9 protein-coding genes are annotated in these 12222 nt (G+C 62.8%); 1 reads left to right on the top strand and 8 read right to left on the bottom strand.

All coding sequences use genetic code 11. The annotated features are described in order from the left end of the window. Positions 1-4: 4 nt before the first annotated feature. From RI518_RS03460 to ddaH, 7 genes are all read right to left on the bottom strand, one after another. On the bottom strand, positions 5-877 hold the full coding sequence (locus RI518_RS03460) for an alpha/beta hydrolase (protein ID WP_310671271.1): 873 nt from the start codon (positions 875-877) through the stop codon (positions 5-7). A gap of 6 nt (positions 878-883) precedes the next feature. Next, entirely contained in the window at positions 884-1984 is a 1101-nt protein-coding gene (locus RI518_RS03455; protein ID WP_310671272.1) for an acyl-CoA dehydrogenase family protein, read from the bottom strand. A 9-nt stretch (positions 1985-1993) separates the two neighbouring features. Next, positions 1994-3142 carry an ABC transporter ATP-binding protein gene (locus RI518_RS03450; protein ID WP_310689356.1) on the bottom strand — a complete coding sequence of 383 codons (1149 nt, stop codon included), beginning with the start codon at positions 3140-3142 and terminating at the stop codon, positions 1994-1996. Next, positions 3139-4704, bottom strand: coding sequence for an iron ABC transporter permease (locus RI518_RS03445; protein ID WP_310689355.1), 1566 nt, complete (start codon positions 4702-4704; stop codon positions 3139-3141). The genes RI518_RS03450 and RI518_RS03445 overlap by 4 nt, the downstream gene beginning before the upstream one ends. A gap of 70 nt (positions 4705-4774) precedes the next feature. Beyond that, positions 4775-5869, bottom strand: coding sequence for an iron ABC transporter substrate-binding protein (locus RI518_RS03440; RefSeq protein WP_310671275.1), 1095 nt, complete (start codon positions 5867-5869; stop codon positions 4775-4777). 90 nt (positions 5870-5959) lie between these two features. Then, complete coding sequence (rocD, locus tag RI518_RS03435) at positions 5960-7234, bottom strand: ornithine--oxo-acid transaminase (protein WP_310671276.1); 1275 nt, start codon at positions 7232-7234, stop codon at positions 5960-5962. Beyond that, positions 7207-8070: a dimethylargininase gene (ddaH, locus tag RI518_RS03430; protein ID WP_310689354.1), complete on the bottom strand. Its 864-nt coding sequence runs from the start codon at positions 8068-8070 to the stop codon at positions 7207-7209. The genes rocD and ddaH overlap by 28 nt, the downstream gene beginning before the upstream one ends. A 103-nt stretch (positions 8071-8173) precedes the next feature. On the opposite strand from ddaH, the gene RI518_RS03425 reads away from it, so the two are divergent. After that, entirely contained in the window at positions 8174-8605 is a 432-nt protein-coding gene (locus tag RI518_RS03425; RefSeq protein ID WP_310671278.1) for an Lrp/AsnC family transcriptional regulator, read from the top strand. Positions 8606-8628: 23 nt separating this feature from the next. Here the strand turns inward: RI518_RS03425 and RI518_RS03420 are convergent, their stop codons facing one another. After that, entirely contained in the window at positions 8629-12171 is a 3543-nt protein-coding gene (locus tag RI518_RS03420; protein ID WP_310689352.1) for a proline dehydrogenase family protein, read from the bottom strand. Positions 12172-12222: the final 51 nt, after the last annotated feature.

The following is a 12222-nucleotide window of genomic DNA, read 5'->3' as shown; positions in this document are numbered from 1 at the left end:
CAGCTTACTTTCGTGGTTCCGGTAATACCTCGGCCAGCCAGGCGATCAGGTCAGCGACCACCTCGTCGCGGTTGGTCTCCTGGAAGACTTCGTGGCGTGCGCCGGGATACACCATCGTGGTCACCCGGCTGAGCCCCCCTCGAGTGCGATAAGCCTTTTCCAGCTTCCGCACACCACGCTCGCCCCCCAACGAGTCATCGCTGCCGACCATTAACAGCATCGGCAGGTCTGTGCCGACCGGTCGCGGACGGCCCAAGAGTCTCAGCGCATCGAGGGGACCAAAAAGCGCGAGGGTGTTGGCGGGAAAAGCCAGCGGATCTTCCCGCCAGCGCCTGTGGACGTCTGGGTCCCTACTCAACCACTCCGCACCGGTGTCACCGAGGTGGGCGTGCCGGGCGTTTAAATCACCGGCGTTCATATACCCCGGCATCCGGTAGGTGGTGCCGGTAAAGACCACCGCATCGAGGTGTGGGCCAAAGCCCTGACCGAGAAGAATTTGTCCCATCAGGGAGCCCCAACTGTGGCCGAGAAACACGGTGGGAACGCCGGGGTGTTCCCGAGCGATCAGTTCGTGACACTGCCGTAGCCCGCGAATTGTGGAGCGCAGCCCGCCTGGTCCTAACCGCCCCAACCGGGAAGTGTCGCCCTCCCACTGATCGAGACCGGTCTGACCGTGCCCGCGGTGTTCATCCGCCCACACCTCGTAGCCGGCTGTGACCAGTTGCTGTGCCACCCCGTCATAGCGCAGCGCATGTTCACCCAACCCGTGGGCAATCTGAATTACTGCCCGCGGCGGCTCAGCTCCGTGCCAGCGGTGGTAGTGGATGGTGACCCCATCGGCGTCCACAAAAGAGTCATCGACTCGATGGCTGGCCACCACGGGTTACTGCCGCTCTGCCGGGCCGAGGAGGTCAAAGGCGACCGTGTGGTGGACGGCCTCGGTATCACTCGGGTGATACACCCCGGCCAAAACGTCTCGCTGCAGCCGGCTCATTTCGTGGCCGGCGTGGTAGCCGCGGCCACCGTGCAGACGAAGCGCACTATCGACGACGCTTCTGGCTGTTTCGACCGAGCGATGTTTCACCCCGGAGAGCAGTCGAAACCAGCGCGGACCGTGATCGACCTGGTCGACCACGTCGGCGGCGAGGGTGCGAAGCGGGGCGTCGAGAGCATCCACGGCCATCGCCGCATCGGCGACCTGCCAGCGAATATCGGGGTCACTGGCGTAGGTCTTACCCTCCCTGGCCATACTGGTCCGCGACGAGACCGCTTCGGTGGCGAGTTCCAACGCGCGCTCAGCGATTCCGACATACACGGAGGAGACCAGCAGCAGGAAGTTTTGGAAAATGGCGCGGATAAAAGGATCTGTCTGGTCGCCGGCGGGAAGAATCCGGGTCAGTCGCTCCGGGGTGACCACCGCTCCATCCAAGACGGTGGTGTGGCTTTGGGTGGCGCGCATCCCCAGGGTGTTCCAGTCCTCAACGATGTGGAAGCCGGGGTCGCTCCGGCTAATGAAGCCGTGGACGATGCTCTCCCCCATTCGACCGAGCAGGGCCAACTGTGTCCACGCGGGCGAGAGCGAGGTGAAAATCTTTTCGCCGTGAAAGGCATAGCCGCCCTCCACCTCACTGACGCGGGTCACCGAGTCGGTGAGCACACGGTCATTGCCCCGCTCACTCACCCCAAAGGCAAACACTTCGCCAGAGCGCGCACCCTCCAGCACAAAATTGAGCGAGTCATCACCGTGGGCCTGGAGGGTGTGGGCCACACCCACCCAGGTGAAGTGCATACCCAGACCGAGGGCCGTCGCCGGGGCGAAGCGTGCGAGCGTGCGCTGATCGCGCACGAGCTGAGTCAGCGGCCGCGGGTGCAGATAGTCGACTTGGCGAAGCGCGTCCAAGTCTTCGTGAAAAAAAGAATTGGTCTCGTCGTAGTGAGCAGCCCGGGCACGGATTGACTCCAAGAGTTCTTCAGTCAACTGCATGGGTCCCCCTCAGGCGGTGACGGCGTGGTCCGAGACTAACGATTCTTCGTGGGAGTTCAGCGGGAACACTAACGCGGGGTGGCGCACGGCGATACCAAAGGGCGAGCCCACGGCGGGCAGGAAGGGTGCGGCAATTCGCGCGCGCACTCGCGTCTCACTCGGGGAGACGGTGAGTTCCACCAGGGCATCATGGCCCGCATAGGTGAGGTTGGTCACGGTCGATTGCACTCCGTCTAGCTGGGGGACCAACCATTCCGGGCGCAACACCACGCGGACTGTTTCGCCCTGCGCGGGGTTAAACCCTTGAGCACTCGCCGCCAGAGAACCCAAGACCGTCTCAACGTGGCCGGTGCAGCCATACCTCAGTGGCTCCCCCTCGCAGAGTTCTTTGGCACCGCAGGTTTCACACTCCAGGGCCGTGTCTTGCCAGGTGCCCTCTACTTCGACCGTGTCGCCCACAAAAGACGCCACCCACGGGGTGAGTGGGGATTCGTAGATTTCTCGGGGGCTTCCCACTTGGGCCACTCGGCCGCCGTCCATCACCACCACCAGGTCCGCCAAATCCAGTGCTTCTTCCCGGTCGTGGGTGACCAAGACGGTGGTGGTGTCAGTTTTTCGCAACAGCTCAACCACTTCACGAGCGAGCTGGTGTCGAAGCACGGTGTCCAGTGCCGCAAAAGGCTCGTCCAGCAGGATCGCATCCGGGGTCGGAGCGAGGGCTCTCGCCAGTGCTACCCGCTGGGCTTGACCACCGGAGAGCGCACTGGGCTGGCGCTCCACCAACTCGCTGATGCCGACCAGTTGCGCCAGGCGGTCGATTGTGTCGCTTCGACGACGGCCTTTGGGCAGCCCAAAACCGATATTGTCGGCGACGCTGAGGTGCGGAAACAGCGACGATTCTTGGGGGACCCAGCCGATCCCGCGCTGTTCGGGTGGCACGAGAGCCTCCGGTGAACTCAGGTTTTTCGACCCCACCGAGATTGTCCCCTCCTCTACGCTCAACAAACCCGCCAGGGCGAGCAGCAGCGTCGTCTTGCCACACCCGGAGGGACCGAGGACAGCGACGACGGAACCGGAGGGGACGACGAGTGAGACGTCGCGCAGTGCCGGGGTGTCACCGTAAGAGATGCTGAGATGGGATACCGCGAGGGTGGTCATGCGGGGTCTCCTTTCTCACTTCTCGCTCCGGAGAGAAGCATGGCGGGTATGGCGGCGATGAGGACAAGAAGGGCCGCATAGGGCGCTGCCTGCCCAAACTCCACCACGAGTGTTCTCGTCCACAGTTCTGTCGCTAGCGTATTCACTCCGGTCGGGCGAAGGATGAGAGTGGCGGGCAATTCTTTCATTGTCGCGATCATCACCAGCAGAGCACCCACCCCGATACCGGGCAGAGCCAAGGGCAGCGTCACGCGTCGCCACGCCCCAAAAGGCGTCTCGCCGAGCGTCCTGGCGACCATTAGCAGCGTGGGCGAGACACCCTCCACGCTGGCTCGGGCGGTTCCGATGGATTTGGACGCGAACAACACGGTGTAGCCAAAGACCAACACGATGATGCTTTGGTAGAGCCCCGGAAGAAGACGCAGGGTGAGAAACACCAGAGAAAGCCCCACCACAATTCCCGGCAGCGCGTGGCTTAAGTAACCCAACGATTCGATTGCACGAGGAATGTTTCCTCGAAACCGGGCCGCCAGGGCGGCAATCGGGAGCGCGATGAGGGTGGCTGCGGCCGCCGCAGCCACAGCAACGAGCACGGTCCACAGGGTCGCTTCAATCAGTCGCCCCCAATCGACCGTTTGCGCGGTGTCGACCTGAAAAAGTCGCACACCGAGGCCCAGTAGCGGAACCACAACCCCCACCACGAGCGGGGTGAGCGAGAGGGCCATCAGGCCGCGTCGAACCCCTGGTGCGGGGCGCGGCCCGACCGGTTTACTCCGCCCCGGGGTGAACTCTCGTTGACCTCGAACCCGTCGTTCACCGAGGACCCCAATGAGTGCGAGCAGGACGACAAGCAGTGCCAAGACGGCGGCCTGGTTTCGATCAAAACTGGACGAATAGGCGGCGTTCACCCCCCAGGTGAGGGTGTGAAAGCGCAACATCGCCACCAGTCCGAAATCACTGACCGAGTAGAGAAACACCAACAGCGTTCCCGCGAGGGCTGCGGGGCGAATTTGTGGCCAGGTGGCCACCCAGAACGCGTCGAAGGGTTTTTTCCCGAGGGTTCTCGCGACTCGTTCCTGGTCGCCCCCGACACTGCGCAGGGCCGCCGCGGTGGGCAGGATCACGTAGGGGATGGTCACCGCGGTGAGCAGTGCCCAGCTGGGCCAAAAACCGGCGAGGCTTGGCCACCACACCAACCACCCGTAGGAGGCGAGGTAGGACGGTATGGCGAGCGGCAGGGCGGCGAGGACCAACCAGAGCTTGGGTCGGGGAAAGCGCCCCCGACTCATTCCCACAGCGATGGCCACTCCACCCAGCAGCGCGCTCAGCGCCACGGACACGGCGAGGATCAACGTGTTGAGCGTGTAGTCGAGGGCCCTGGATTCGAACAGCACACTGACGAGCTGCTCGAAGGGGATTTCGCCCGCTCGCACCGCGAGGTAGACCATCGGGACCAGCACGAGCAGTGCCGCGACAAGGGCGGGGGCAACGCGCCATCCGGGCGTGCGCGCCATGCCACTCACGCTCGCGCGGGGGCGAGTGCTGGTGCGGGGAGAGGTCACGAAGGGTCCTTACGACACGTGACCGGAGCAGACCCCGGTGGGGTCTTTGCTCCGGCCACCATCCAGGTTACTAAAGCAACCCGAAACGCGTCAGTAGTTCCTGAGTCTCTTCCAGGGACTCCAGATCGGACAGGTCCAGCTCGGGGTTGACCAGGGATTCGAGCTCCGGCAGGTCGGCCGGGGCGTCGATTCCGTCGACGAGCGGGTATTCGTAGGTTTGCTCGACGAAGTAGTTCTGGCCCGCCTCGGAGACCATGTACTCGACAAAGTCGATGGCGTCTTGGTCGAGCTGCGCCGGGGTGAGGATTCCCACTCCGGTGACGTTCACCATCGAGGTGGGGTCACCCGCTTCGGTGAACCACAACCGTGAGGCGATGTTGTCTTCGCCGCGCTCGGCCTGAAGTCGATACCAGTAGTAGTGGTTGATCAGGCCGAGCGGGATGGCTCCGGATTCGACCGCTTCGAGGATGGGGGTGTTGCCCTCGAAGATTTGCGGGTCGTTGGACACGAGACCACTGACCCAGGCCTCTGCGGCACCTTCTCCGTCGATGACGCGGTAGGCGGTGACGTAGGACTGGAAGCTGGCGTTCGTGGGCGCGACGCCTACTTGACCGGACCATTCGGGCTCGAGGACTTCGTTAGCCGTGTTCGGTAGTTCTTCTTCGGTGACCATGTCGGTGTTGTAGACGAGCACTCGAGCACGCCCGGTCACTCCCACCCACGACCCGTCGGTCGAGGTGAAACCTGGCTGAACACGCGAGCTAATGTCGTCGGGGAGGGTAGTAAAGAGGCCTGCTTGGCTTAGTGCGCCGAGCGCCCCCGCATCTTGGGAGAGGAACACTCCCGCTTGGGTGGCTTCTCCCTCTTCGAGCAGCAGCGCGGCCATTTCGCCGGTGTTGCCGTAGCGGACTTCGACTTCGATGCCGGTTTCTTCGATGAACTGGTCGATCAGTGGCTGCACGAGTGTTTCACTGCGACCGGAGTAGAGGGTGAGGAAGCCATCGGATGTGGCCTCACCGTCGACGGCTTCTACCGAGCCTTCTTCGACGACCTCTTCGTCGGGGGCGCTCTCGGGCACTTCTTCCGGTGCTGCCTGGCATCCGGCGAGCACGAAGGCGAGGGCTCCCATCACGGACACGGCGCGCAGGGACGAGCGTCTTCTCATGAGTTTCTCCTTGGGACAAAAAATACCAGCGACAGGCCGTCGCTGGCTCTAATAAGTTAGGTTAGCCTAACTTTAGCTCCAAGGCAAGGGTTATTTGGTGCGAAAACGACGAATGTCCCCGAGAGACGCCTCCAGCTGGTCCATCGCGAAGTGCACATCGGATTCTTTGACGATCAACGGTGGCGCAAAACGCAGAGTCGAACCGTGGGTGTCTTTGGTGAGAACACCGCGACCCACCAGGGCCTCAGCGACTTCGCGCCCCGTCGCGAGCTCGGGATCAATATCGACACCCGCCCAGAGGCCCTCCTGGCGAACCCCGACGACGCCGAGGTCTGTCATCCGCCCGAGACGCTCAGCCATCACCGCGCCCAGCTTTCTTGAATTGGCCTGCATGGTCCCGGTCTCCAGAAGCTCCACCACGGCCTTCCCCACGGCAGCGGCCAGCGGATTACCTCCGAAGGTGGATCCGTGCTGGCCCGGGGCGATTACCCCCATCACGTCGCCTCGACCCGCCACGGCACTGACCGGTAGCAAGCCGCCGCCGAGCGCTTTACCCATGATGACCATGTCGGGGTGAACCCCGACATTGTCCACCTGCAACGTGGCACCCGTGCGACCAAGGCCCGACTGGATTTCATCGGCAATGAGCAACACGTTGTGGCGAGACGTGATGTCTCGAACCGCCGGCAAGTACGACTCCGGGGGAATCACAATTCCGGCCTCACCCTGAATCGGTTCGACCAGCACGGCCACCGTGGTGTCGTCGATGGCAGCTTCCAGTGCCGCCTGGTCGCCGTAGGGAACGGAGCGAAAACCGGGCAGGTACGGGCCGAAATCATCTTTTGCTTCGGAATCGGAGGAGAAACTCACGATTCCCAAGGTTCGACCGTGGAAATTATTATCGGCCACGATGATCGTGGCCTGGTTGGAGGCGACCCCCTTCTGGCGGTACCCCCAGGCACGCGCGATTTTGATGGCGGTTTCCACCGCTTCGGCGCCGGTATTCATCGGCAAGACCATGTCCTGGGAGACCAAGCGGGTGAGGCCTTCGGCGAAGGGACCCAACTGGTCGTTGTGCACCGCGCGGGACGTCAGGCTGAGCGTGCGCAGTTGGCGCTTCAGGGCGCGAACCAGTGCGGGGTGCTGGTGGCCAAAGTTCAAGGCCGAATACGCGGCGAGGCAATCGAGGTACTTCGTACCCTCCACATCCCAGACCCACTGAGCTTTTGCTCGGCGCGCGATGACCGGCAGCGGGTGGTAGTTGTGCGCGAGGTGATCTCCCTCAGCCGTGATCAGCTCGCTCGTGCGAGCCGACGACTGGTGTTCAAAGCGCGTCCTTACTTGCGAAGCTCCAGCGTGCAGCATTTGACTCCTCCCCCGCCCAACAGCAACTCGGATAGATCGACGCTGTGTGTGTTATATCCTCGCGCCTCCAGCTCAACGCGCAATGTGTGAGCCTGTTCGGCCATCACGACGTTGAGCCCGTCACTAAAGAGGTTCAGCCCCAACACCGCAGCGTCTTCTTCGGTGGCGATAATCGCCTCGGGGTAGCGCTCTTCCAAGATGGCCCTGGATTGGTCATCGAAGGCGGAAGGCAAATACGCAATGGTCTCGTCGTCGAGAACGGCCAGCGCGGTGTCCAGGTGGTAAAAGCTGGGGTTGATCAACTTCAGGCTCACGACGTCCCGGCCAAATACCTCGGCGACTTCCCGGTGCGAATCCGACTCGCTGCGAAAGCCGTGCGCGGCGAGAATCACGTCACCCACCAATAAAAAGTCGCCCTCACCCTCGTTTTTTTCGACCGCTTCACGGGCGTCGAAACCGAGGCCCGCGAGGTGGGCGAGGTAGGCGGGACCTTCTGGTTGGCGCTCCGGGTAGCGAAACTTCGCCTCGTAGGCGATGCCATCGAGGACGAAACCACCGTTTGCCGCATAGACCATGTCGGGCAGACCCGGTAGCGGATCGATGAGCTGAACGTCAAAACCCAACCGAAGATAGGTGTCGTAGAGGCTCTGCCACTGCGTGGCCGCCAGGGACTGGTCGGTGGGGTTTTCGGGAAACATCCACGGGTTGATGCGATAGCTCACCGTGAAGTAATCCGGCCGACACATCAGCACCGTTTTGGGCTGGGCCTTCTTGGTCGCCGAGTGCTGCTCACCCTCGCGGGTGGAAGTGGTGTCCTGTGGGGTCGTGAGGGTCATAGTCGCAGTGTGCCACGCATGATGCGCGCGTAGTACCCGGTTTAGCGCGTGTTTAGTGCATAAAATCGGTCTTAAAGCGCTGTTTGTTGCGTAGTGTGTCGGTATGGACACCATCGATCATCGAATAATCTCCCAGTTGAGGGAGCACGCGAGAATGCCCTACGCCGATATCGGCACTCAGGTCGGCCTCTCCGCCTCCGCCGTCAAGCGCCGGGTGGACCGACTCGTGGAGGAGGGCACCATCCGAAGCTTCACCCTCGATGTCGACCCCGCCGTCGACGGGCTCGGGGTTGAAGCCTTCGTTGAGCTGCATTGCCGCGGGACTGTCGCCCCCCAAGAGCTCAAACACATCCTCGCAAAAGTGCCCGAAGTGGTTCAGGCCGGGACCGTCAGTGGTGACGCCGACGCGGTCGTGCACCTTCGGGCGAGCGACATTCACACCCTCGAAGAAGCCCTCGAAAAGGTCCGGCTCGCTCCCAACGTCGAATTCACCAAAAGCTCCATCGTGCTCTCCCAACTCATCAACCGGCGCTAGCCGGTTGTAGACGGTGAGCCGGATTACACAGTGAGGGCGAGAAACCTTGGGTCGGGTGCCCCAAAGCGGTGGGCAGTAATCGATACGGCCTGCTCGCGCACAAACGGCAACATCTCCACCCGGCCCGACTGAGTCACGTCGTGATCCCACACGGCGACCGCGGGGTTTCCATCGAAGTGGACATACATCACGTTCGCGTTTCCTCCCAACAGGCGGATGCGCTCCGGTGGGTCGAGTCGCACACGCTCGACAAACTGCAGCTCCGTCTCCACGTTGACCCCCACCAGTGCGGGGCGAGCGCCAGACGGTGTGGCCAGAACCTGCCGGATCGACTCGGGCAGAGCATCCGAGGAAGACAGATGAACTCGCGCACCCGCACGAAGACCGGCGAGGACGACGCGGAGAACATCGACTAGAGGCGTGAGCGACGAGGCCCGAACGACCGCCTCGTGGGCGCGGTAGCGAAAGACGTTTCGCTCCACCCCCACCTGGCTCACATCAACGCTCGCCCCAAAGTGGCGTTCATAGGCGTCCTGGTCAGCCCGCAGTGCCTGCGTGAGTGACTCCCGCTCGTCGGGGCTCAGCGTCTCGCCCGCCGCCTCGAGCACTTCGTGAAACTCTGGTGCGACCTCGACTGTGGGAGCGAGGGCCTGCGGATTGAGCTCACTCGAGCTCAGCGTGCCAAACCCGAAGAGGTAATTGGGCCCGCCCGCTTTTGCTGTTGGTCCGACACTCGATTTTTTCCAGCCGCCGAAGGGTTGCCGGCGCACAATAGCGCCGGTGATGCCCCTGTTCACGTACAGGTTTCCGCCGTCGACGTGATCGAGCCAGTAGCTCACCTCGTCGGGGTCGAGAGAGTGAATTCCCGCCGTCAAGCCATACTCGACCGCGTTTTGATACTCCACGGCATCCTTCAGAGTCTTTGCCGTCATCACCCCGAGGATCGGTCCGAAATACTCCGTCTGGTGGAACGTACTACCCGGGGCAACACCCAAGCGAACACCCGGGGTCCACAACCGCTCGGTGTCATCCAATTGACGCGGCTCGCTCAACCATTTCTCTCCCGGACCCAATTCGGTCAGTCCGGAGCGAAGCTTCGCCGCGGGGGGCTCGATGATCGGATTCATCGTCGTCTCCGGTTGCGACTGCGGCCAGCCCACTTCGAGGGTGTTCACCGCGTCTTCCAACTGTCGCCAGAACCGCTCCGACTGCGCGACCGAGCCGACCAGAATGACCAGCGACGCCGCCGAGCATTTTTGGCCCGCGTGACCAAAGGCACTCTTCACCAAATCGGCAACCGCGAGATCGATGTCGGCACTCGGGGTGATGACCAGGGCATTTTTACCGCTCGTTTCCGCCAGTACGGGCAGATCCGCCCGCCAGCTTCGAAACAGAGCGGCCGTGTCAAAGCCACCGGTGAGAATGACCCGGTCGACCCCCTCGTGGGAAATGAGGGCTCGGCCCAGCTCGCCTTCGCTGACATCGACCAGGCGTAACACGTCGCGGGGGACACCGGCTGCCCACAAGGCTTCCACCATGACCGCCGCGCAGCGGCGGACCTGCGGTGCGGGTTTGATGATCACGGCACTGCCGGCGGCCAGCGCGGACGTGACCGAGCCGGTGGGAATCGCGACCGGGAAATTCCACGGCGGTGCCACCACGGTCAACCCCACGGGGCTAAAGCGCGCACCCTCCAGCTGTTCCATCTCCATCGCCTGAGAGGCGTAGTAGCGCGCAAAATCGATCGCTTCGCTGATTTCTGGATCGGACTCGGCCAGCGTCTTGCCCGCCTCCTGCATCATCACCGAGAGGATCTCACCGCGGCGCACGCCCAACTCGGCAGCGGCTTTGACGAGAATCTTTGCGCGCGCCTCCGCGCCCTTCGCCGCCCATTTCTTGCCGCTTCGACGGGCACCCTCCACGATGGAGTCGATCTCAATGCGACCGTCGATGGTGCCCAGTTCGTCAGAAATCGCCCCCTCTGTGAGGGTCTCCCGTCCGGCTGCTTGGCCCTCAGCTGAGGCGGCGTGGCGATAGATTCCCCGCGCCCATTCCTGGTTGGCCGGCAACGCCAGGTCGGTATCCGGTTCGTTGTGAAACTCGGTGGGTGCGGCAAGAGTGCGCGGGCGCGTTTCGAGGGTGCGGTCTTGGGTTCTCGACGGGCTGGGCGATTTTTGCGTCATCGCCTCCAGCGATGCGCGAAAACGCGCCTCCTCCCGGGCGAACACGTCGGAGTGGTCGTGCAGGTCGAAGACCGCCGACATGAAGTTTTCCGGGCTGGCATTTTCGTCGAGTCGGCGCACCAGGTAGCCGACGGCCGCGTCGAACTCGTGGGAGTGCACGACGGGGGTGTACAGGATGAGTGGCCCGACGGTCTCTCGAACGGCGTCGGCCTGATCGGGGGCCATCCCCACCAGCATTTCAAAGTCGACGTGCTCGCGCACACCGCGCGAGGTCGCCAGAAGGTGTGAAAACGCGAGGTCAAACAGGTTGTGCCCGGCGACACCAATACGAATCGCCTTGGCCCGCTCCGGAGTGAGTGACCACTCCAACACCCTCTTGTAGTTGGTGTCTGATTCTTGCTTGCTGGGCAGAACCGCGACGGGCCAGTCGTGCAGGGCCGCATCGACCTGTTCCATTTGCAGGTTCGCGCCCTTCACCACCCGCACTTTCAGTTGCGCACCACCGGCGGCCACCCGGGCGATCGCGAATTTACTCAGTCGCTTCATCGCGTCCAGGGCTTCTGGCAAATACGCCTGCATCACAATGCCGCCGTAGTAGTTGCGCAGACTGTCACGGTCGAGCACGCGTTGGAAGACATCCAGGGTCATCTCAAGGTCGCGATACTCCTCCATGTCGAGGTTGATAAATGTCGGAGGGTTGGTTGCCGCCGCTTTTTCATAGAGCGGGACTAGTCGGTCCACCACCCGATCAACCGTGTGGTCGTAGCTCCACATCGACAGCTGGGCGACGACCGAAGAAACCTTCACGCTGACGTAGGTGACGTCGGGTCGCGCGATGAGTCGCTCAATACCCTCGAAGCGTTTATTCGCTTCAGCGGCACCGAGCACCGCCTCACCCAACAGGTTGATGTTGAGTTGGTCGCCGCGTTTTGTCAGGCGCTTGAGGGTTCTCTCCAGTGACGCATCGGAGGCGTCGATGATGAGGTGGCCGATCAGTGTCTTGAGCGCCTTACGCGCAATGGGGACCACAATCACGGGAAAGACGGGAGCGAACCAGGCGCCTAGCCTGAGCAGCGAGCGCAGCACTCCGGTGAGAAATGCGGGCGGGTTTTTCCCCAACTCGCGAAGGGCTCTGGCCGCAACGCGTAAATCTTCGGGGCGAAGCACCCGATCGACGAAACCGAGGGCGAACGCGGGGCCATCGGGATCTTTCAATAGGTCGGCCAAGCGTTGGGAACTGGCGTGGGGTTTTTTGTGCAGGACGGCGGCTCGATCAAGCCACGCTCCGACCAGTTCCACGCAGTCATCGGCGAGCGACTTTGCTCCGCGGACACCTTTGGTTGACGCTGCGGTTCGGGTGGGGCTATTCAGCGTGAGTGACATACCTCGAGGGTAGATGGTTGCCAGGCTTTTGGCATCACGACAGCCTGAGTG

The organism is Pontimonas sp. (assembly GCF_031581085.1).
Classification (GTDB): Bacteria; Actinomycetota; Actinomycetes; order Actinomycetales; family Microbacteriaceae; genus Pontimonas.
Note: the sequence above shows the minus strand (reverse complement) of the source record. Positions and strands in the feature narration are given on the sequence as shown.